At 73.7% G+C, this 21,709-nt stretch carries 17 protein-coding genes; 6 read left to right on the plus strand and 11 right to left on the minus strand.

Features of this window, described 5'->3' with window-relative positions:
- Window positions 1-80 precede the first annotated feature (80 nt).
- From ACFZCD_RS27885 to ACFZCD_RS27900, 4 genes are all read left to right on the plus strand, one after another.
- Complete coding sequence (locus tag ACFZCD_RS27885; protein WP_391835503.1) at window positions 81-3,590, plus strand: DNA polymerase III subunit alpha; 3,510 nt, start codon at window positions 81-83, stop codon at window positions 3,588-3,590.
- Window positions 3,587-4,639: a hypothetical protein gene (locus ACFZCD_RS27890; protein WP_391835505.1), complete on the plus strand. Its 1,053-nt coding sequence runs from the start codon at window positions 3,587-3,589 to the stop codon at window positions 4,637-4,639. Before ACFZCD_RS27885 ends, ACFZCD_RS27890 begins: the two co-directional genes overlap by 4 nt.
- A 201-nt stretch (window positions 4,640-4,840) precedes the next feature.
- Window positions 4,841-5,752, plus strand: coding sequence for an esterase/lipase family protein (locus tag ACFZCD_RS27895; protein WP_391835507.1), 912 nt, complete (start codon window positions 4,841-4,843; stop codon window positions 5,750-5,752).
- Window positions 5,753-5,795: 43 nt separating this feature from the next.
- Window positions 5,796-6,353: a DUF402 domain-containing protein gene (locus tag ACFZCD_RS27900; RefSeq protein ID WP_391835509.1), complete on the plus strand. Its 558-nt coding sequence runs from the start codon at window positions 5,796-5,798 to the stop codon at window positions 6,351-6,353.
- 23 nt (window positions 6,354-6,376) lie between these two features.
- Here ACFZCD_RS27900 and ACFZCD_RS27905 read toward each other — a convergent pair whose 3' ends face one another.
- A complete protein-coding gene (locus tag ACFZCD_RS27905; RefSeq protein ID WP_391835665.1) occupies window positions 6,377-6,970 on the minus strand; it encodes an HD domain-containing protein in 594 nt (197 codons plus the stop codon).
- Between the two features lie 248 nt (window positions 6,971-7,218).
- Here ACFZCD_RS27905 and ACFZCD_RS27910 point away from each other — a divergent pair, with 248 nt between their 5' ends.
- A complete protein-coding gene (locus tag ACFZCD_RS27910) occupies window positions 7,219-8,136 on the plus strand; it encodes a hypothetical protein (protein ID WP_391835511.1) in 918 nt (305 codons plus the stop codon).
- Here the strand turns inward: ACFZCD_RS27910 and ACFZCD_RS27915 are convergent.
- The 4 genes from ACFZCD_RS27915 to ACFZCD_RS27930 all read right to left on the minus strand — a co-directional run bounded on the left by ACFZCD_RS27915 (window position 8,116) and on the right by ACFZCD_RS27930 (window position 13,702).
- Entirely contained in the window at window positions 8,116-9,801 is a 1,686-nt protein-coding gene (locus ACFZCD_RS27915; protein ID WP_391835513.1) for a dipeptide ABC transporter ATP-binding protein, read from the minus strand. The two genes, ACFZCD_RS27910 and ACFZCD_RS27915, sit on opposite strands and share 21 nt — an antisense overlap.
- Complete coding sequence (locus ACFZCD_RS27920) at window positions 9,798-10,790, minus strand: ABC transporter permease (protein ID WP_391835515.1); 993 nt, start codon at window positions 10,788-10,790, stop codon at window positions 9,798-9,800. Before ACFZCD_RS27920 ends, ACFZCD_RS27915 begins: the two co-directional genes overlap by 4 nt.
- A gap of 6 nt (window positions 10,791-10,796) precedes the next feature.
- Window positions 10,797-12,578: an ABC transporter substrate-binding protein gene (locus ACFZCD_RS27925; protein ID WP_391835517.1), complete on the minus strand. Its 1,782-nt coding sequence runs from the start codon at window positions 12,576-12,578 to the stop codon at window positions 10,797-10,799.
- Between the two features lie 116 nt (window positions 12,579-12,694).
- On the minus strand, window positions 12,695-13,702 hold the full coding sequence (locus tag ACFZCD_RS27930; RefSeq protein ID WP_391835519.1) for an ABC transporter permease: 1,008 nt from the start codon (window positions 13,700-13,702) through the stop codon (window positions 12,695-12,697).
- Window positions 13,703-14,115: 413 nt separating this feature from the next.
- Here ACFZCD_RS27930 and ACFZCD_RS27935 point away from each other — a divergent pair, with 413 nt between their 5' ends.
- Window positions 14,116-14,577 (plus strand): subtilase-type protease inhibitor, encoded by a 462-nt coding sequence (locus ACFZCD_RS27935; protein ID WP_391835521.1) that lies wholly within the window; start codon window positions 14,116-14,118, stop codon window positions 14,575-14,577.
- A gap of 95 nt (window positions 14,578-14,672) precedes the next feature.
- Here the strand turns inward: ACFZCD_RS27935 and ACFZCD_RS27940 are convergent, their stop codons facing one another.
- The 6 genes from ACFZCD_RS27940 to ACFZCD_RS27965 all read right to left on the minus strand — a co-directional run bounded on the left by ACFZCD_RS27940 (window position 14,673) and on the right by ACFZCD_RS27965 (window position 21,667).
- Entirely contained in the window at window positions 14,673-15,749 is a 1,077-nt protein-coding gene (locus tag ACFZCD_RS27940) for a S1 family peptidase (RefSeq protein ID WP_391835523.1), read from the minus strand.
- Between the two features lie 505 nt (window positions 15,750-16,254).
- The gene (locus ACFZCD_RS27945; protein WP_391835525.1) at window positions 16,255-17,172 is read right to left on the minus strand and encodes a slipin family protein; all 918 of its coding nucleotides are present in this window, start codon (window positions 17,170-17,172) and stop codon (window positions 16,255-16,257) included.
- A gap of 157 nt (window positions 17,173-17,329) precedes the next feature.
- Window positions 17,330-18,259, minus strand: a complete 930-nt coding sequence (locus ACFZCD_RS27950) for a S1 family peptidase (protein ID WP_391835667.1) — start codon at window positions 18,257-18,259, stop codon at window positions 17,330-17,332.
- A gap of 251 nt (window positions 18,260-18,510) precedes the next feature.
- The gene (locus ACFZCD_RS27955) at window positions 18,511-19,323 is read right to left on the minus strand and encodes a DUF1684 domain-containing protein (protein ID WP_391835527.1); all 813 of its coding nucleotides are present in this window, start codon (window positions 19,321-19,323) and stop codon (window positions 18,511-18,513) included.
- Between the two features lie 5 nt (window positions 19,324-19,328).
- Window positions 19,329-20,642 carry an NtaA/DmoA family FMN-dependent monooxygenase gene (locus ACFZCD_RS27960; protein ID WP_391835529.1) on the minus strand — a complete coding sequence of 438 codons (1,314 nt, stop codon included), beginning with the start codon at window positions 20,640-20,642 and terminating at the stop codon, window positions 19,329-19,331.
- Window positions 20,639-21,667 (minus strand): LLM class flavin-dependent oxidoreductase, encoded by a 1,029-nt coding sequence (locus tag ACFZCD_RS27965; protein ID WP_391835531.1) that lies wholly within the window; start codon window positions 21,665-21,667, stop codon window positions 20,639-20,641. Before ACFZCD_RS27965 ends, ACFZCD_RS27960 begins: the two co-directional genes overlap by 4 nt.
- Between the last annotated feature and the right edge of the window lie 42 nt (window positions 21,668-21,709).

Here is a 21,709-nt window from a genome sequence, read left to right on the forward strand (position 1 = left end):
CGAATGTTCGAGAGCGTGGTTTATGGTGGAGAGAGAGGGCGGTTTTCAGCCAGGGGGTGACAGGAACGGCAGGAGGTGCGATGACCGGGGTCGGCGCGTTCACGCACCTGCACACCGCATCGGGCTTCTCGATGCGCTACGGGGCCACGCACCCCGAGCGGCTGGCCGAGCGCGCCGCCGAGCGCGGCATGGACGCCGTCGCCCTCACCGACCGCGACACCCTCGCCGGAGCGGTCCGGTTCGCCGTGGCGAGCGCCGCGGCCGGAGTGCGCCCGGTGTTCGGCGTGGACCTGGCCGTGCGGGAGGAGCCGCCGCGGCAGGACCCGCGGCGGCGCCGCACCCCCGTGCGCGGCGGCGCCTTCGTCGACGAGTCCGCGCCCCGCGCCGTCTTCCTCGCCCGGGACGGCGCGCGCGGCTGGGCCGCCCTGTGCGGGCTGGTCTCCGCGGCCCACGCGAACCCCGCCGCCGGCCGCCCCGAGCTCACCCGCGACGACCTCGCAGCGGCCGCCCCCGGCATCCGCGCCCCCCTGCACGTCCTCCTCGGCCCCGCTTCCGAGCCCGGCCGCGCCCTCGCCGCCGGCCGCCCGGACCGGGCCGCCCGGCTGCTCGCGCCCTGGCGGGAAATGTTCGGTGACGCCCTGCGGCTGGAGGTCGTCTGCCACGGCCGCACCGGTCCCGGCTCCCTGCGGCTCGCCGCCCGTACCGCCGGCTTCGCCGCCGACCAGGGCGTCCCCGCCGTCCTCAGCAACGCCGTGCGCTACGCCGACCCCGGCCAGGGGCCCGTCGCCGACGTCCTCGACGCGGCCCGCCGGCTGGTGCCGATCGACCCCCGTGAGCCGGAGTCCCTCGACAGCGGCGAGCGCTGGCTCAAGGGGCCCGCCGCCATGGCCGCCCTCGCCGGGCGGATCACCGAGGCGGCCGGGCTCGGCCGGGACGCGGCCCGCCGGCTGCTCGCCACGACCGAGGAGACCGCCGCCGCGTGCCTGGTCGACCCCGAGGACGACCTGGGGCTCGGCGGCATCCACTTCCCCGAGGCGCACCTGGTCGGCGCCGGTCGCCGCACCGCCGACCGCGTGCTGCGCTCCCGCTGCACGGCGGGCATGGTGCTGCGCGGATACGACCGGAAGCACCGCTACCGGCAGCGGCTGGAGGAGGAGCTGGACACCATCGCCCGGCGCGGCCTCGCCTCGTACTTCCTCACCGTCGCCCGGGTCGTGGACGACACCCGCGCCCTCGGCATCCGGGTCACCGCCCGCGGTTCCGGCGCGGGCTCCCTCGTCAACCACCTGCTCGGCATCGCGCACGCCGACCCCGTCGAGCACGGCCTGCTGATGGAGCGCTTCCTGTCCGCCCACCGCAAGGCGCTGCCCGACATCGACGTCGACGTGGAGTCCGCGCGCCGCCTGGACGTCTACCGCGCGATCTTCGACCGCTTCGGCGCGGACCGGGTCGCGACCGTCTCCATGCCCGAGACCTACCGGGTCCGGCACGCGATCCGGGACGTGGGCGCGGCCCTCGGCAAGGACCCGGCCGAGGTGGACCGGCTCGCCAAGGCGTTCCCGCACATCCGCGCCCGCGACGCCCGCGCGGCGCTGGCCGAGCTGCCCGAGCTGCGCGAGGTGGCTGCGGAGGACCACGGCCGGCTGTGGGAGCTGGTCGAGGCGCTGGACGGGCTGCCGCGCGGCATCGCCATGCACCCGTGCGGCGTGCTGCTGTCCGACGCGACCCTGCGCGCCCGCACGCCCGTCGTGCCGACCAGCGGCGAGGGCTTCCCCATGGCGCAGTTCGACAAGGACGACGTGGAGCGGCTCGGGCTGCTCAAGCTCGACGTGCTGGGCGTGCGGATGCAGTCCGCGATGGCGCACGCGGTGGCCGAGGTCGAGCGGGCCACCGGGCGGCACATCGACCTCGACGACCCCGCGGACGTGCCGCCGGGCGACCCCCGCACGTACGAGCTGATCCGCTCCACCGAGACGCTCGGCTGCTTCCAGATCGAGTCGCCGGGCCAGCGCGACCTCGTCGGCCGGCTGCAGCCCGCGACCTTCCACGACCTCGTGGTGGACATCTCCCTCTTCCGGCCGGGCCCGGTCGCGGCGGACATGGTGCGGCCCTTCATCGAGGCCCGGCACGGGCGGGCGCCCGTGCGCTACCCGCACCCGGAGCTGGAGGAAGCGCTGCGCGAGACGTACGGCGTGGTCGTCTTCCACGAGCAGATCATCGAGATCCTGCACATCATGACCGGCTGCGACCGGCACTTCGCGGACGAGACGCGCCGCGCGCTGTCGGACCCGCAGCTGGTGGGCCGGGTGCGGGTGTGGTTCGAGCGGGAGGCGGCGAAGCTCGGCCGCTCGCCCGAATCCGTGCGCCGCACCTGGGAGATCGTGGAGGCGTTCGGCAGCTACGGCTTCTGCAAGGCGCACGCCGTCGCGTTCGCCGTGCCGACCTACCAGTCGGCGTGGCTGAAGGCCCATCACCCGGCGGCCTTCTACGCGGGGCTGCTCACCCACGACCCGGGCATGTACCCCAAGCGGCTGCTGCTCGCGGACGCGCGGCGGCGCGGGGTGCCGATCCTGCCGCTGGACGTGAACCGGTCGGGCACGGCCTATTCGATCGAACTGGTGTCCGGTAATCAGGGGGACGGCGGCGGCGTGTGGGGACTCCGCATGGCCCTCTCCGACGTCCAGGGCATCGGCGAGGCCGAGGCCGCGCGCATCGCGGACGGCCGCCCGTACACCTCCCTCCCCGATCTGTGGCACCGCGCCCGGCCCGCCCGGCCCGTCGCCGAGCGCCTCGCCCGGGTGGGCGCGCTGGATGCCTTCGGCGGCAACCGCCGCGACCTGCTGCTGCACATCGCCGAACTGCACCGAGGACAACGACATGGACAGCGGCATGGGCAGCCGCGCGGGGGCGCGACCCAGCCCACCCTCGTCGACGGCGTCCGGGCCGAGCCCATCGGCCTGCCCGACCTGGACGCGGAGGAACGGCTCGGCGCCGAGCTCGGCGTGCTCGGCATGGACGCCTCCCGGCACCTGATGTCCGACCACCGCGCGTTCCTCGGCGAGCTGGGCGTCATCCCCGCCCGGCGGCTGCAGGGCGCCCGGCACGGCGAGACCGTCCTGGTCGCGGGCGCCAAGGCCGCCACTCAGACGCCGCCGGTCCGCTCCGGCCGCCGCGTCATCTTCACCACCCTCGACGACGGCACGGGCCTGGTCGACTGCGCCTTCTTCGACGACAGCCACCCCGCCTGCGCGCACACCGTCTTCCACTCCTGGCTGCTGCTCGTCCGCGGCGTCGTCCAGCGCCGCGGGCCGCGCAGCCTGAGCGTGGTGGGCGCGGCGGCGTGGGACCTCGCGCAGCTGACGAGGCTCCGCGCGGAGGGCGGGCTGGACGCGGTCGCCGCGCTCCTCGCAGAGGGCACCACCTCCTCCGCTGCCGCCCCCTCTTCCGCCTCCGGCACCGACGCGTCCGGCCGCCGCATCCACCTGCCCACCGGTTACGTCATGCACCCCTGGGCCGACCTCCGGCCCGCCGGCGAAGGCACGCCCACGGGGCGCAAGCTGTGGCACGCGAGCCCGGGGAGCGCGGGATGAGCGCCCGGCCGCGGCTCGCCGCGGTGCCGGACGCGCGGCCCGGCCCGCCCACCGTGCTGTACCTCCACTTCCACGCGGAGGGGGGCGCGCCCCTCGGCGAGGAGACCTACGACGGGCTGCTCGCGCTGCTCGCCGAGGTGTCGCCCGTCGTGCAGGCGGTCCCGCCGGACGCGGCGCTGATGGAAGTCCGCGGCGCCACGCGCTACTTCGACCGGGATCCCGCCGGGCTCGCCGCGCTCGTCCGGGTGCGGGCCCTCGCCCGGTACGGGGCCGACTGCACGGCCGGCATCGCGCACAACCCGATGCTGGCCAGGATGGCCGCGCAGGACGGCCCGCCCGGCGCGGTGCGCACGCTCCCCGGGGACCCGGCCGCCGTGGCCGCGTTCCTCGCGGGCAAGCCGGCCGCCGCCCTGTACGGCGTGGGCCCGGCCACCGCCCGCACCCTGGGCACGTACGGGCTCGGCACGGTCGGCCGGATCGCCGCCGCGCCGCTGCCCGCGCTGCAGCGGATCCTGGGGCCCGCGGCCGGGCGGCGGCTGCACGAGCGGGCGCACGGCATCGACCCGACCCCCGTCACCCCCGGGGCGCGGGCCCGTTCGGCGGCCGCGGAGCACCGCTTCGACCGGGACGAGCTGGACGCCGGCCGGCGCCGCCGCGCGCTGCTGACGCTCGCCGACCGGCTGGGCGCCCGGCTGCGGGAGAGCAACCAGGTCGCCCGGGGGCTGACCCTCACCGTGCGCTACGCGGACGGGTCGGCGACCACCCGCTCCCGGACCTTCGCCGAGCCGACCGCGCACACCCCCGAGCTGACCGCGACCGCGTACGCGCTGCACGACACGCTCGGGCTGCAGCGCGCCCGGGTGCGGGTGGTCGCGCTGCGCGCGGAGGGCCTCGGCGACGCCGGAGCCACCGCGCACCAGCTGTCGTTCGACCCCGCCGACGAGAAGGCGCGCCGGGTCGAGGCGGCCGTCGACCGGGCGCGCGCCCGCTTCGGGCCGTCGGCGGTGGGTCCCGCGGCGGCGCTGGGCGGCCGGCGGCACGTGGCCTGACCCGCAACCGCCGCGCCGTAGCGGCCTCCTGTTACGTGGCTGATTCCTGAGCATGAAAAACACGTGTCTGCTTCTTGACCGTTCAAGGTCCGCAACGCATTCTTACTCGCAGGTAAGTTGACGCCGTTTCAGCCCAACTCCCGTACCCGGTCACCCGTGTGCCCACCGCCGGGGACCACCCCCCACCAGCGAGGTGTTCATATGAAGCTGCCCTGGAGACCCCTGCGCACCCTGCTCCCCGCCCTTGCCCTCGCCCTTTCGGCCGCCGCCCTCACCGCTCCCGAAGCCGCGGCCGCTCCGTCGCCCGGCTCCCGGCCCGCCACCGACTCCCGCGCCTCCGCCGCGACCGTCAGCAGCGGCTGGAACGACTACTCCTGCAAGCCGTCGGCCGCCCACCCGCGCCCCGTCGTCCTCGTGCACGGCACCATGGGCAACTCCGTGGACAACTGGCTCGTCCTCGCGCCCTACCTGAAGAACCGCGGCTACTGCGTCTTCTCCCTCGACTACGGCAAGCTGCCCGGCGTACCGCTCTTCCACGGCCTCGGCCCGGTCGCGAAGTCGGCCGAGGAGCTCTCCGCGTACGTCGACAAGGTCCGCACCGCCACCGGGGCGGACAAGGTGGACCTCGTCGGCCACTCCCAGGGCGGCGCGATGCCGCGCTACTACCTCAACTTCCTGGGCGGCAAGGACAAGGTGAACTCCCTCACCGGCATCGCCCCCAACAACCACGGCACGACGCTGTCGGGCCTGGTCACCCTCATGGACAAGATCCCCGGCGCCCGCAACGCGCTCGGCGGCCTGACCCCCGGCCTCACCGACCAGGCGATCGGCTCCGACTACCTCAAGCGCCTGAACTCCGTGCCCGACACCGTGCCGGGCGTCCGCTACACGGTCATCGCGACCAAGTACGACGAGGTCGTCACGCCGTACACCTCCGGCTACCTGTCCGGCCCCGGCGTGCGGAACGTCCTGCTCCAGGAACTCTGCTCCCTGGACTTCTCCGAGCACATCGCGATCGGCACCGTCGACCGCGTCGTCGCCCACGAGGTCCTCAACGCCCTCGACCCGGCCCACGCCACCCCGACCACCTGCGCCTCGGCGGTGACCGGCTAAAACCGGTGGCCCCGGCCCTCCCTCATGGGGAAACCTCAGCCCCATGAGCACCTTGGATCCCTTGAACGCGTCGAGCACCTTGAGCTCTTCGAGCACCACCCTTGAGGCCGGCAGTGACGTGACGGTCACGCTGGTCAAGGAGTCCCGGTCCGGTATCGGGTACCCCGCGGTCGTCGTGCGCGACGACGGCGTCCACGCCGTCGTCCGCGCCCCGTGGGCGGCCCCGGCGGACCGGGACTTCGGCTTCGTCCGCTTCGAACGCGGCGACGTCCTCACCGAGCACTACTGGCGCGACCGCTGGCACGCCGTCAAGGAGGTGCGCGCCGCCGACGGCACCCTGAAGGGCTGGTACTGCGACATCACCCGCCCCGCCGGGATCACCCCGGGCGCCGTCGTCTCCACCGATCTGGACCTCGACCTGTGGGTCTCGGCCGACGGCGCCACGGTGCTCCGCCTGGACGAGGACGAGTTCGCGGAGAGCGGCCTGGAACGGCGCGACCCGGAAGCCGCGGCGAAGGCCCGCGCGGCCCTGGACGAACTGGAGGGCCTGGCCCGGGCCGGAAGGCTGACGGACTTGCTGGGCCAGGGTCTGGGGGGCTAGGGGGCTGGGGGGGCTGGGAAGCGTCAGCCCTGCGCGTGTCCGTACCGAGCGCTGAGCGGCGCGAGGTCCGGCTCGCCGAACCGGCTGCGCAAGGCCTGGAACGCGGCGGTCTTTTCCGCACCGAACCGGCTCACGTGCGCGGCATAGGCGTCGAAGGAGAGGAAGGCCGGAGGAGCGGTCTTCGTGTGGAACTTGTCCGCGTACATCACCAGCCGCTCCTCGCCGGTCTCGGCCACGTAGTCGGCCGCCGGCAGGGGCAGCCCCTGCCGCTCGACGTCGTGCCGCGTGATCCCGACGCCGGTGTGACAGGAGCAGAAGCGGCACAGCCGCTCGGGGAAGCCCTCCTCCCGGAGGATCTCGTGCCCGAGCACCCCGTGGCGGACGTACTCGCCGGCCCGGAGCCGCCCCGCGCCGTCGTAGAGCCGGTAGACGCCGATGTCGTGGAGGAGGGCGCCCGCGCGGACAAGGCCGGTGTCGAGCCCGTGGCCGTCGGTGGCCAGCAGCTGCTCGGCGATCCGCCAGACGATCTCGCAGTGCGTGTACACGAGGTCGAACGCCTCGCGCGTCGGCGCGTACTTCTCGTGCAGCGCGCGTATGTCGTCGACCGTCGGCAGCATCACGGCGGGAGCGTAGCAATTCCGGCACCGGCCGGCGGTAGCGGTTCGGCGCGGCAGTGCGGCGGCGGCGGTTCGCAGGCGGTGGCCGGAGGCGCCGGTAAGGGCCGGTCGCCCGAGGGCGCGCGCACGGTCGTGTGCGCTCCGTCGTGCACTGATGCGCTGTTGGAGAATCGGGGCCGGGCCATGGATCCTGCGGCGCGCCGGGGTGGACCCTGTGGCATCAGCATCCCTCGTCCTTGAGGAACGTCGTGCCCATCGTGCCCCGTTTCCGGCCGCCGGTCACCGATCTCCCCGAGTCCGGACTTCCCGGGGACGGACTTCCCGGGGCCGGCCCCTTGCCGGTCAGCCCGTATCTTGACGAAGCCGCCGCGTTCACCGACCGCTGGGTGCGGCGCACCGGGCTGATCCAGTCCTTCTCCGCCCAGCGGCGCTTCCGCAGGGCGGGCTGCGTGGAGTTCGCGGCGCGGGTGGCGCCGGAGGCCGCGTGCGGGCGGCTGCAGCGGGTCGCGGCCTGGCTGGTGTGGTTCCACGTCCTCGACGACCGGTTCCACCACCGGGAGGAGGGCGCGTACGGGTACGAGGCGCTGCCCGACTTCCTGCCGCCGGACGGCGGGCGCACCCAGCCGCCGCGGACCGCCCTGCAGAGAGCGCTCGCCGACGTCTGGCGGATGACCGCGCCCGGGATGTCGCCCGCGTGGCGCGCGCGGGTCGCCGCACGCTTCCGGGAGTGCGCGGCCGGACGGCGGGCGTGGGACGGGCTCGCTCCGGCGTCCGTGCCCGACCTTGCCGAATACGTCTGCGGGTGCGAGATCCCGGCCCCGGTGCGGGAACTGGCGTCCTTTCAGACTCTCCTCGACTCCGCCGCGGTGCTGTTCGCCCACGACGCCTCCGCCGAGGCGGCCTTCCGGAGCGCACTCGTCCGCCTCGGGCAGGACGCGGACCCGGTGGCCCTCGCCCCCTGGATCCGCACGCTCTCCCTCTGGGCCGACGGCCACCTGGCCTGGGCCCTGCGCGAGGGCCCGGCCGGAAAGACCCGGCCGCTCCTGCTCGCCGACGACGTCACCGGCGCCCCCGTGGACCTCCTCCGCCCCCGGCGTCCCGCGCCGCCGCCCGTCCCCTCCACCAGCGGCGGCGCGGGCACCGCTCTACATCGTGGCCGCGAGTAGCTCGCGCGTGTAGGGGGCCTTCGGATCGTCGAAGACCTCGTCCCGCGGGCCGCTCTCGACCACGCTCCCGGCCCGCATCACCGCCACCCGGTCGCAGAAGTGCCGGACGACGGCGAGGTCGTGCGAGACGAACAGCAGGGACAGGCCCAGTTCGGCGCGGAGGTCCATGAGCAGGTTGAGCACCTGGGCCTGCACGGACACGTCCAGCGCCGACACGGGCTCGTCCGCGATGACCAGGCGCGGGCGGAGGGCGAGCGCGCGGGCTATGCCGATGCGCTGGCGCTGGCCGCCGGAGAACTCGTGCGGGTAGCGGTGCAGATGATCCGTTCGCAGGCCCACCTGCTCCAGCAGCTCGGCCGCCCGTGCGCGCCGCTCCCCCTTGTCCAGGCCGGTGTGCACCCGCAGCGGGGTGGTCACGATCTCCTCGACCGTACGACGCGGGTTGAGCGACGCGTACGGGTCCTGGAAGACCAGCTGTACGTCGCGGCTGAGCTCGCGGCGCAGGCGGGTGTCGCCCGCGGCGCGGGAGATGTCCCGGCCGTCGAACCGCACGTCCCCCGACGTGGGCCGTTGCAGCCCCGCGAGGACCCTCGCCGTGGTCGACTTCCCGGACCCGGACTCCCCCACGAGGCCGAGCGTCTCCCCGGCGTCGATGCGCAGACTCACGTCCCGTACGGCTTGCACGGCACCACCTCGCCCTCGCCGGAGGAGCCCGCGGCGGCCCCCGAACTCGACCCGAAGACCGACGACCTCGGCGAGGGGACGGGCGGGGGCGGGTGACCGCTCCTGCCCGGCGGCGTCCGGCGCCGGCACCGGCACCGGCACGTCGACCGTCGGCAAGCGCGTGCCCGGCACCGTGTTCAGCGTCGGTGCCGCGCCGATCAGGGCGCGGGTGTACGGGTGTGCCGCGTCCGTCAGGAGTTTGCGGGTGGGGCCCTCCTCCAGACCCCGCCCGCCCCGCATGACGAGCATGCGGTCGCACGTCCCGGCCACGACGCCCACGTCGTGCGTGACGAGCAGCACCGCCGTACCGCTCTCCTCCCGCAGCTCCGCGAGCAGTCCGAGGATCTGCCGCTGCACGCGCGCGTCCAGCGCGGTCGTCGGTTCGTCGGCTATCACCACGTCCGGGCTGTTCACGAGCGCCATCGCGATCATCACCCGCTGCCGCATGCCGCCCGAGAACTGGTGCGGGTAGTCGCGGGCCCGGGCGGCCGGGATGCCGACGCGTTCCAGCATCGCGAGGGCCTTCTCCCTCGCTTCGGCCCGCCGCCCCGCCCCCGCCGGAGCGTGTATGCGCCAGGCCTCTGCCACCTGCGCGCCCACCGTGTGGAAGGGCGAGAGCGCGGCCAGGGCGTCCTGGAAGACCATGCCGATCCGGGAGCCGCGCAGCGCACGCACCGCGGACTCGGGCGCGCCCACCACCTGCGTCCCCCCGACCAGCACGCTTCCGCTCACCCGCGTACGGGCCGGGTCGTGGAGCCCCATCGCGGCCAGCCCGACGGTGGACTTGCCCGAGCCGGACTCCCCCACCAGGCCGAGCACTTCACCGCGCTCCAGCTCGAAGGAGAGGCCGTCGACGGCCGTGGTCTCCGTACCGCCCCGCCCCCGGAAAGAAACCGTCAGGTCCCGTACGGACAAAGCAGCGGACAGAGCCGGTGTCGTCATGCGAGCCTCACCCTCGGGTCGAGCCGGGCCACCACCAGGTCGGCGAGGGCCACGAACACCACGACGAAGAAGGCGGCGAACAGCACCGTGCCGACGACCGTCGGCAGGTCGTTCTGGACGACGGCGTCGACGGCGAGCTTGCCGACGCCGCCGAGCCCGAAGACGGTCTCGGTGATGAACGCGCCGCCGAAGAGCGCCCCGGCCTCCAGCCCGAGCAGCTGGACGAGGGGCCCGGCGGCGCCGCGCGCCGTGTACTTCACGTGGGCCCGCAGCGCGGTGAGCCCCTTGCCGCGGGCCGTCCGCACGTACCCCTCGTGCATCGTCTCCAGCGTCTGGGAGCGCGTGAGACGGGCGAAGACGGCGGCGTTGACGAAGCCGAGGACGAGCCAGGGAAGGAACAGCCCGGCGGCCCACGGGCCCGGCCCGTCGGCGAGGGGTGCGTAGCCGGGCAGCGGTACGAGCCCGGTCCGGTAGACGAGCAGGTACTGCACGGCGTAGCCGAGGAAGTAGATCTGCACGCTCGCGCCGACCAGGGTGAAGCCGGACAGCAGCCGGTCGGTGGCCGTGCCGCGGCGCAGCGCAGCGGTGAAACCGGCGCCGGTGCCGAGGACGACGATCACCACGAGCGCCCCGCCCGCCAGCGACAGGGTGACGGGGAAGCGGTCGCCGATGGCGTCGAGGACCGGCTGGTGGAGGGTGTAGGAGTAGCCGAGGCAGGGGGCGGCGCAGTCGATGGGGCTGCCGTCGACGTCGCTGATGGTGCGGCCGGCGACGAGGCCGCGCAGGTAGTCGAGATACTGGCCGGTCAGTGGCTGGTCGAGGCCCATGCTGTGGCGGACGGCCTCGACCTGTGCGGTGTCGCACTTGGGGCCGCAGGCGATGAGCGCGGGGTCGGAGGGGGCGGCGTAGAAGAGGCCGAAGGCGGCGGCGGTGATCGCGAGGAGCACCGCCGCGGCCTGGAGGGCCCGCCGCAGGAGGTAGCCGGTCATGGAGCCTTACGACCTCTTCAGGTACAGGTCGGCCGCCGCGATGGAGCCGTAGATCGGGTGGATGGCGGCGCCGCCGATGTTCTTCCCGCGGAACTGGGTGACGCTCGTGTAGAGGAACGGCACGACCGGGACGTCCTTCATGACGGTCTGTTCGAGGGCGATGAGGGCGTCGGCCTTCTGCTGCGCCTCGCCGATGCCGGCGATGCGCTCCAGTTCCTTGTCGACCTCGGGGTTGCTGTAGCGGATGGAGTTGGCGAGGGCGTCGAGCTTGCTGTGGTAGCTGTCGGGCAGCAGCGTGGACGGGGTGGGCCAGTCGACGGAGTTGGTGGACAGCCACAGGTCGTAGGGGGCGGGGCCGCGGAAGACCTCGTTGGTGAACGCGGCCTTCTCCAGGGGCTTGGTGACGAGCTTGATGCCCGCCTTGGCGAAGGCGTCGACGAGGACCTGGGCGAGGCGGTCCTTCTCGGGGGCGTCGCTCTCGTACGCGTAGGTGAGCGTGTCGACCTTCGTCTTCGCCCTGGCGAGGTGTTCCTTGGCCTTCTCGACGTCCCCGGCGGGCGACACGGGGTAGAGGTCGTACTTCTTCCAGCCGACGACGGCGGGCGAGGAGAGCGTGGTGGCGAAGTCGCCCATGCGCGGGCCGCCGAGGACCTGCCGGGCCTGCTCGCGCGGAAAGAGGTAGTGGATGGCCTTGCGGACCTCGGGGTCGGTGACGCGGCTGTTCTTGATGTAGAGGTCGCTGGTGTAGGCGCCCTGGCTGCCGGCGACGAGGAGGTCCTTCTTGCCCGCGTCGCGCCGGGCCTCGGCGTAGAGCTCCGGCGGCACCTCGCTCTGGGTGGAGAGGGTGGCGGGGCCGTCGCCGCGCCCGTTGAGGACCTCCTGCGCGGTGTTGAGGATCTTCTTGCCGAAGGTGAACTCGAAGCGGTCGGCGTACTGGTGGCGGATGGGGTCGGTCTCCGGCTTCCAGTGCGGGTTGCGCTCCAGGGTCAGGCTCTGGTTCTGCTTGTGCGCGGCGATCCGGTAGGGGCCGGTGGCGAAGGGCCGGGTGTCGTAGCCGGTGCCGGTGTCCTTGTCCTTGCGGACGGGGGACGAGGAGGACTGGGCGGCCATGTAGGGCACGTCGGACTGCGGCTGCGGGAAGTGGAAGACGATCGTCTTGGCGTCGGGCGTCTCGATGGCGTCGAGGTCGCCGTGCTCGGGCCCGGCGTACTTCTTCACGGCGGCCGTGCGGTCCTCGGAGCCGGTGAGCCACTCGGGCCAGTAGCTGGGGCCGAGTTCGAAGCCTGGGGCGAAGGTGCGCTCGATGCCGTACTTGACGTGCTCGGACGTGATGGGCTCGCCGTCCTCCCAGGCGATGCCGTCCTTGAGCTTGTACGTCCAGGTGCGGCCGCCGTCGGAGGACTGCCCGGTGTCGGTGGCGAGGTCGCCCACGAGCTTGGGCTTGCCGCCGACGACCTGATACTGAGTCAGTTGGCGGCCCCACAGCAGGGACGTGCTGTACGACTCGCCCGCGTAGGTCTTCTGCGGGTCGAGATGGCCGTAGTCGTTGACGTTGGCGATGCGGATCGTGCCGCCGGTGCGGGCGCCCTCGACGGCGGGGGCCGGGCCCCGGCTGTCCTCGGCGGTACCGAGCGTGGCGGTCAGCCGCCGGCCGCTCTTGGTGGCGGCCTCGCCCTTCTCCTGATCCCCGCCGCCCGCACCGGCACCGGCCGAGCAGGAGCACATCAGCAGGGCGGCGGCGGTGGCGAGCGCCGGGACGGCTGCGGTGCGCGGGCTGAATCGGACCATGGTGAACTCCGGGTTGAGGAAGGACAGGGGAAAGGCGGAGCGCCCTGTAAGGGGCGCGGGGGACTGCGCGACCAGCCACGGACGACCCGCAGCCGGCGACGCTCCCGGCGGAGGCCTCAGCGGGCGATGCGCGGATCGAGCGCGTCCCGGACCGCGTCGCCGAGGAGATTGAAGGCGAGGACGAAGACGAGGATCGCCGCGCCCGGGAAGACCATGTAGGTCGGGTCGTCGTAGAAGACCTCGGAGCCGCGGGAGATCATGCGGCCCCAGTCGGGGACCGGCTCGTTGATGCCGACGCCGAGGAAGGACAGCGCGGCCTCGGCGGTGACGATGCCGGGGACGGCGAGCGTGACGTGCACGAGCACGGGCGCCCACACGTTGGGCAGCAGCTCGCGCAGCACGACGTGCCGGCGGCTCGCTCCGACGGCGCGCGCCGCCTCGACGAACTCCCGCTCGCGCAGGGCCCGTACGGAGGTGCGCAGGACCATGGCGAGCGGCACCCAGCCGAAGGCCGAGAACACCAGGACGAGCGAGGTGAACTGCATCCAGGCGGGCTCGTTCTCACCGGGGCCGACGAAGCGGGTCTGGATCACCGGGCTGAGCGCGAGGAGAAGCAGAAGTGTCGGAAAACCGAGCAGTGCATTGCATACGAAAGTGAAGGCCCGGTCGGCGAGGCCGCTCAGGTAGCCGACGGTCACGCCGAGGACGACGCCCACCACGGCGATCACGGCGACGGAGGCGAGGGCCACCAGCAGCGACGTGCGCATGCCGTACACGAGCTGGGCGAACACGTCGCGTCCGAGGCCGGGTTCGATGCCGAACCAGTGGTCGGCGGAGATGCCGCCGTTGGGCAGGACCGGAAGGCCCTCGGCGTTCAGCAGACCGGGGGTCTGCTGCCCGTAGTGGGAGGTGGGGTCCTTCCCGTAGAGGGCCGTGACCAGGGGCGCGGCGGCCGCGAGCAGCGCGCAGAACACGACGACGGCGAGGGCGGCCATGCCCGTGCGGTCGCGGCGGAAAGCCCGGCAGGCGGTGGCGAAGGGGCCGCGGGAGGGGGTGGCGGAGGGCCCGTGGGAGGGCGCTTCGAGGGTGTCCCGAGGGGGTCTCCCTGAGTGCTCTTCGGCCATTTGCTGCCGCGCTCCTGTATCGCTCCGGCCGCCGCTCGGTCACATGGCGGGCCTCTTTTCGGCCGGTGTGCGGGGATCGCCCGACCCGGCGTGCGGATCATTAGATCCAATGAAATGAGCGTCCGCAATCCATCTTCTTAAAGGCGAGTTGGGTAATTCGGCGTTGATTACAAGGAATCCTTGCTGGTCAATATCCCCGTAACATTAAATCCCCGCAATTACCCCGAAGCGGACGCCAGGCGAAACCGGACCCTGTCCACCGAGGCCCGTATGAGACGTGCCTCACACGAGATCCGGCCACTACCGAGGGTTTTCAACCAGCGACTGAAAGTGTTCGATCCATGTGCGTTCATGCCCAACTTGGGTAAGACTTCCGTCCGTTATCTGCAGCCACGAGCAAGGGAGTGTTCGGAATGCGGTACATCACTGGGGGCATCGCGATGGGCGCCGCGCTGGTACTGGGCGGCGGCCTCCTGGCCGCCGGAACGACGACCGCGAGCGCCGCACCTGCACCTGCACCTGCCCCCGCGATACAGGCGCAGAGCCTGTACGCGGCCTCCGCCATGGTCCTGACCACCGGCCACGGTGCCAACTCCACCGAGGCCTCGGTCGACCGCGCGGTGACCCTGACCTGTTTCCCCCAGGCGATCGGCACACACCCGAACCCGAAGGGTGCCTGCGACGCGCTGCGGGCGGCCGGCGGTGACTTCAAGAAGCTCACCACCATCAAGTCCGGCACCGCCTGCACCAAGGAATGGAACCCGATCGTCGTCACCGCCGACGGCGTCTGGGAGGGCCAGCGGATCCGCTTCGAGCGCACCTTCGGGAACCCGTGCGAGGCGAAGGCGGGCAAGGGCACGCTCTTCGAGTTCTGACGTCCCGCAGAGCGGCCGGACCGAACGTGAAGCGGCCCCCGGACACCGTGGAGGTGTGTCCGGGGGCCGCGGCATGCCGTGCGGAGGCGGGAAGCTCAGGGGATGGTCACGCCGTACGTGGCGAGGGGGCCCTGGACCGGCTGGAAGTACGTCCGCGGCGCCGGCACCGGCATCGTGCAGCTCCCCGAACCCCCGGACAGCAGGCCCAGCGCCTTGTCCCCGGCGAAGAGGGGGCCACCGCTGTCGCCCGCGCCGGCGCAGGCGGTCGTCTCGATCAGGCCGGTGACCTGGCCCTCCTGGTAGTTGACGGTGGCGTTGACGGCGGTGACCGTGCCCGTGCGCAGGCCCGTCGTCGAGCCGCTGCGGCTGATCGCCTGGCCGACGGTCGCGGTGCCGACGCCGGTGATGGCCCGCTGGCCGGGGTTCACGGCGCTCGGGTGCGGGACCGCGGCGGTGTACTCCGCGATGGCGAAGTCGTGGCCGGGGAACGTCCAGCCCCTCGTCTCCGCGACGGTCTGGCCGCCGTTCGTCGCCGACCAGCGGGACTCGGCCTGGCCGCAGTGGCCGGCCGTCAGGAAGCCGCCGTTCGGGTGGCCGGGCCACGTCACGTTGAAGCCGAGCGAGCAGCGGTGCCGCGCGCCCCAGATGGCGTCCCCGCCCGCGATGAACCGCGTGAGCTTCGCCGCCGACCTCCTGACCACCACGGTGCTGCCGAGCGAGCGCGCGGTCTCCTTCAGCTCCGCCAGGTCGGCCGCCGCGACCGTGGGGTCGGCGGTGACCACCACCTTGTTGAGGCGCGGGTCGGCCGCCCAGGCGGTGCCCGGGGTGTTGATGCGCGAGTCCAGCTCCGTGCGGGCGGCGTCGAGCTCGGCCTGGGAGTGCTCCACGAGGCGGGGCGCGGCACCCGCTTCGCGGACCGGGCCGGCGGCCTTCTCGTCGGTGACGTTGACGACGAGCCTGCCGAGGGCGGAGTCGTAGTACGAACCGGCGACGGCATCCCCCAAGGCGGCGACGAGCGTCCCGGCGAGGGAGGCGTCCGCGGCGGCGGACGGGGCGCGGGTGGTGGCGGTGGGGGAGGCATCGGCTTGCTGTGGACTGAGGGTCACCGCCGCGAGGACGACGGCGGACGCGGCGGCTAGGGCGGCGCGCGCGGGAATCCATCTACGCTTCAACTCGTCACCTCCAGTGGGGGGTTGGGCCGTGAGGCGCCGGGTCGTGCGCCGGTGCCCGGAGGACGTACGACACGGGCTCGCCGACGGCTTTACAGAGGGCGCGTCCATGCCAAGTTGACTCGTCGAGTATCCCGGACGCGGGGAGGGCGCGCACAAGGCGGAATTGCCTTGGCGCGGGGGGCGCTGCGCGCGCTCCGGGAGGAATTACGCGCGGGGTACGAGGGGTTGGGGCACGCCCCCGAGCGGTGATCCGGCGGCGCGGTGTTACGCCATCGGGGTACCGGGCGACCCCCTATTGCCGCAACGGATGCGACGTCACCGCAAGACGCCCCGACGGCGCCGCGCCGTGGCCGCACGGGCGCGGCAGATCACCACCGCACTCACGCTCGGGACCCCACCACCAACCCGCACCGCACTCCCTCACCGCCGCAACGGCGAGGCACCACCACGGCGCGGCCCGGCGGTGCCGTCCGTGCCGGACACCGCCGGGCCGCTTCTCCGGCCGTCAGGCCGGCCCGCTCGGCGGGAGCTCTTCCGGCGGGGGCGGCGCGGGGGTCTCGGAGACCTCAGGGACCTCGGGGGCTTCGGGGATCTCGGGGGCTTCGGGGGCCTCGCGGGCCGCAGGCCTCGCGCGGGGCGGCGGGTCCGGGGGGACCAGCCCCTGCTGCGCCGAGCGCTCCAGGAAGCGCAGGAGCTCCACCGGGAACGGCAGGACCAGCGTCGAGTTCTTCTCCGCCGCCACCGCCACCACCGTCTGCAGCAGCCGCAGCTGCAGCGCCGACGGCTGGTCGGCCATCGTGGCCGCCGCCTCGGCGAGCTTCTTCGACGCCAGCAGCTCCGCGTCCGCGTTGATCACCCGGGCCCGCCGCTCGCGCTCCGCCTCCGCCTGGCGGGACATGGACCGCTTCATCGTCTCCGGCAGCGAGACGTCCTTGATCTCCACCCGGTCGATCTGCACGCCCCAGCCGATCGCGGGGCTGTCGAGCATGAGCTCCAGGCCCTGGTTCAGCTTCTCCCGGTTGGAGAGGAGGTCGTCCAGATCGCTCTTGCCGATGATCGAGCGCAGGGACGTCTGGGCCATCTGGGAGACCGCGAAGCGGTAGTCCTCGACGGCGATCACCGCTTCGGCGGGGTTGACGACCTTGAAGTAGACGACGGCGTCCACCCGGACGGTGACGTTGTCGCGGGTGATGCCCTCCTGGGCCGGCACGGGCATCGTGACGATCTGCATGTTCACCTTGCGCAGCCGGTCGACGCCCGGAATGACCAGGGTGAACCCCGGCGGCCGGATCTCGGGCATGAGCCGCCCGAGCCGCAGCACCACGCCGCGCTCGTACTGCTTGACCACACGGGCCGCCGCCATGACGTACACCGCCCCGGCGGACGCCACGCCCACCGCTGCCACCACCAGATCTTCGACCATGGGAGGCCCCCTGCCGTCCATCTCAGGCGTTATGTCCACGGTATGCCCGTATCCGGCGCAGGGTCGAGCCCCCGGCCCCGGCGTGCGGACCCGGGGCTCCTGTGCTGCCGGCCGGGAAGGCGTGCGGCGCGGTGGTGCCCGCCCCGGCCGGCGGCCGTCAGCCGATGGTCACGCCGTAGGCCTTCAGCGCGGGGCCGACGGGCTGGAAGAACGTCGTCCCGCCGGAGCTGCAGTTCCCGCTGCCGCCGGAGGTGAGGCCGAGGGCGGTGGAGCCCGCGAAGAGGGCGCCGCCGCTGTCACCGGGCTCGGCGCACACAGTGGTTTTGATCAGGCCGCGGACGACCTGGCCGTTGCCGTAGTTGACGGTGGCGTTGAGGCCGGTGACCTTGCCGCCGTGCACGCCGGTCGTGGAGCCGCTGCGCTGGACGGCCTGGCCGACGCTCGCGTTGCCCGCGCCGGTGATCCGCTGGGTGCGGCCGTTGTAGAGGTTGACCTCGCTCGGGTGCGGGAGGGAGCCGTTCGTGTACTGCACGATGCCGTAGTCGTTGCCCGGGAAGCTGGTGCCGGTGGTCGGGCCGATGCTGGTGGTGTGCCCGGAGTTGGTGTAGTAGGGCGGCTTGCCCTGGGTGCAGTGGCCTGCGGTGAGGAAGTAGGCGGTGCTGCCCTTGTGCACGTTGAAGCCGAGCGAGCAGCGCCAGGTGGGCGCGTAGATCGCGTCGCCGCCGGCGAGGTACGGACGGAGGGTGCCGGGCGTCCGTTCGATGCGTATGGCCCCGGCGGCGGGGCCGGCCTGCTGCTTGATTCTCGCGAGGGCGGTGTCGGAGACGGTGGAGTCGGCGGTGACCACGAGCGTGCCGCTGTCCTGGTCGACGGCCCAGGCGGTGCCGGCGACGTCCGCCGCCTGGACGGCCGCTCCGGCGGAGGCGAGCCGGGCCGTGACCGACGCCGCGGCCGCGGTGGATCCGGAGGTGGTCTCGGCGTGGGCGGCCGTGCCGACGAGGGCCGCGCCGGCCGCGAGGGCGGAGGCGAGGGCGATGCGGGTCGCCGTGCGGGCGAGCGGGCGGGGGGTGGTGCGCTTGATCCTCACGTGGTTCTTCACGTGGTTCCTCCCGAGTGGGGTCGGTGAGGCGCAGCCATACGGGCACGCGGGATTCCGTTTTCGTCGTGCCCCTGACAAGCGCTGTTCGGGAGTATTCGGGCCGTCCGGCGCCCGGCGCAAGAGCCGCGGCCCGCTTTCGGACGGCGGCTTCCGGCGTCGCACGCCGGTGGCAAGGGGTCCGCTTCGGCCACGGAGGGCCTCCCGTTCAGCCACGGGAGGCCCTTGGGCGAATGTCCCGTTCAGCCGCGCAGGACGTCCCGCTCCCCCGCCTCCAGGGCGAACGGCAGCTCGTTGCCCGGCGGGGGGAACGGGCAGATGAAGTGGTCCGCGAAGGCGCACGGCGGCAGCAGCGCCCGGTTGAAGTCGAGCGTCACCTGCCCGCCGGCGCCCGGCGCGGGCGCGCGCAGGAAACGGAACCGGTAGCTCGACGTGCCGCTCGTCGCGTCGGCGAAGACCGCCCACAGGGTGCCGTCCACCTCCACCGCGACCTGCAGGGCGTGTTCACCGCCGCCGGCGCGGCCGGGGGCGGTGAACACGAGCTCGCCGTCGAGGCCCAGGCTCCGCTCCCGCCCGTCCGCGTTCGCCACGCTGATCCGCCGGCGGCTGCCGTGCGGGCGGAAGGAACCGGAGCGCGCCCACTCCTCGTCGTGGCCGAAGACGTCGATCCCGGCGAACTCCCGCCGCCCGGCCGAGCCGGGGTCGAAGACGCGCACCGCCCACAGCCCCTCCCGCCGTATCACCACGAGCTTGCGCCCCCCGTACGAGACCCGGGCGGCGGCCGCCGGGCCCTTGTCCGCGCGGAGCCGGACCACGCCGTCCAGCGGCCGGCCGTCCAGGGTGAGTCCGTCGGTGGCCGCGGCGGTCAGCCGGACCGCGTCCTCCTCCGCGGCCCACTGCCCGGGAATGGCGGGAATGCGCCCCTCGGGGGCGTCGGCGAGCCAGTACGTGCCCGTCAGGGCCAGGGGTCCGTACGGCGCCGAGACCGTCTCCGTGCGCTCTTCGCGCCACGCCTTCCACTGCTGTCGTGCGTCGCCGCGCGTGTCCGTGCTCATGAGCGTCAAGGTTTCCATACGGGCAGTGGCAACCCGAGGTGCTCGCGGAGCGTCGCGCCCGCGTATTCCGTACGGAACGCGCCACGTTCCTGCAGCAGCGGCACGACGCGGTCGACGAAGTCGTCCAGCCCGCCGGGGGTGAGGTGCGGGATGAGGATGAAGCCGTCGGCGGCGCCGGCCGTGACGAACTCGTCCAGCTGTGCGGCGACCGAGGCGGGAGTGCCGATGAAGGACTGCCGCCCGGTCGTCTCGATGACGGTCTGCCGTATGGACAGCCCCTTGGCCTCGGCCAGGGCCCGCCAGCGCGCGGCGACGGCGAACGGGTCGGCGACCCGGACCCGCCCCTGGGCCACTTCGCCGTCCGGGTCCGGGTCGATGGCGGGCAGCGGTCCGTCGGGGTCGTAGCCGGACAGGTCCCGGCCCCACACCTGTTCGAGGGCGAGCAGCGCGTTCTGCGGTGACACCTGCTGCTTGCGGATCCCGGCGGCCTTCTCCTGGGCCTCGGCGTCGGTGTCCCCGAGGACCAGCGTCACGCCCGGCATGATCTTCAGGTCGCCGGGCTGCCGGCCGTACGCGGGCAGCCGCCGTTTGACGTCGGCGTAGAAGGCCTGCCCGGCCTCCAGGGTGCCGTGCCTGGTGAAGATCACGTCGGCGGCGGAGGCGGCGAACTCCCGTCCCTCGCCGGAGTCCCCGGCCTGGATGACGACCGGGTGTCCCTGCGGGCTGCGGGCCACGTCGAAGGTGCCCGAGACGGAGAAGTGGCGCCCGTGGTGGGCGAAGGGCCGCGGCACGCCTTCGGGCGTCCAGGAGTCCCAGAGTTCGCGCGCGGTGGCGACGAACTCGGCGGCGCGCTCGTACCGTTCGGCGCGGTCGAGGTAGCCGCCGCGGCGGAAGTTCTCGCCGGTGAAGGCGTCGGAGGAGGTGACGGCGTTCCAGGCGGCGCGGCCGCCGCTGAGGTGGTCCAGGGAGGCGAGCCGGCGGGCCAGTTCGTAGGGCTCGTTGAACGTGGTGTTGACGGTGGCGGCCAGGCCGATCCGCTCGGTGACGGCGGCGAGGGCGCTGAGCACGGTGATCGATTCGGGGCGGCCCACGACGTCCAGGTCGTGGATGCGGCCCTTGTGCTCGCGCAGCCGCAGCCCTTCGGCGAGGAAGAAGAAGTCGAACAGGCCGCGTTCGGCGGTGGCGGCGAGGTGCCGGAAGGACGGGAAGGCGGTCTGGCTCCCCGACCGGGGGTCGGTCCACACCGTCGTGCTGTTGACGCCGGGGAAGTGTGCGGCCAGGTGCATCTGCTTGCGCTGCCGTGCCCTGGGGGCGGTCATGCGGGCCTCCTCACGGTGGCGTAGCGGTTGGCGGGGCGCGGCAGGCAGAGGTGCTCGCGGAGCGTGCCGCCGGGGTAGAAGGAGCGGAGCAGACCCCGGTGCTGGAGCACGGGCACGGTCCCGTCGACCAGCAGGGCGAGGTCCCGGTCGGGGTCCCGGGGCCGGAAGTGGAAGCCGTCGGCGACGCCGTCCGCCCACCAGGAGCCGGCCAGGTCGGCGAGGGCGACGGCGTCGGCGGCCGTGTGCAGCGCGACGGGCAGCGAGGCGAGGACGAGGAACCGGCCCGGGTCGCGGCCGAGGTCGCGCAGCCGGGCGTGCAGGTCCTCGCGGGCGGCGCGGACCGCGCCGGGCGCGGGCGCGGGCCCGGTGCGGACGTAGGCGACGTCGGCGTGGCGGGCGGCGGCGGCCCGGGCCGGCAGGCGGGTGGCGTCGATGGCCGTGACCGGGCGCCCTTGCGGGGGCCGGGGCACGATGGACGGCCCGCGGACGGACCAGCCGGGGCCCTCGAAGTCGACGTAGTGCAGCTTGTCGCGGTCGATGAAGCGGCCGGTGGCGGTGTCGCGGATCTCGGCGTCGTCCTCCCAGCTGTCCCAGAGCCGGGCGGCGACGTCGGCGACCGCGGCGGCCTCGTCCCACAGCTCGCCGGCGGGGGCCGGGGCGCGGCGGCCGAAGTGGCGGGCCTCGGCCTCGGTGGCGGACACCTCGACGGTCCAGCCGGCGCGGCCGTTGCTCACCCAGTCGAGGGTGGAGACGGCGTTGGAGACGTGGAACGGCTCGGTGTGGGTGGTGGTGACGGTGGGCACCAGGCCGATCCGTTCGGTGGCGGGCGCGACGCGGGCGAGGACGGCGAGGGCGTCGAGGCGGCTCTCGCCGCGCCGGGGCGGGCCGAGGGTGTCGCCGAGGGTGACGAAGTCCAGCCGGCCGCGCTCGGCGAGGCGCGCGGCGCGGACGTAGGGCTCGGCGTCGCGGACGCCGGGGCGGTCGATGCTCACGGCCAGGTGCAGCGGCCGGATGGGTGCGGACATGGGTTTCCCTGGGGGTGTGGGGGTCGCCACGGTCAGGCCGGT

This window comes from Streptomyces sp. NPDC008001 (assembly GCF_042958085.1).
Classification (GTDB): Bacteria; Actinomycetota; Actinomycetes; order Streptomycetales; family Streptomycetaceae; genus Streptomyces.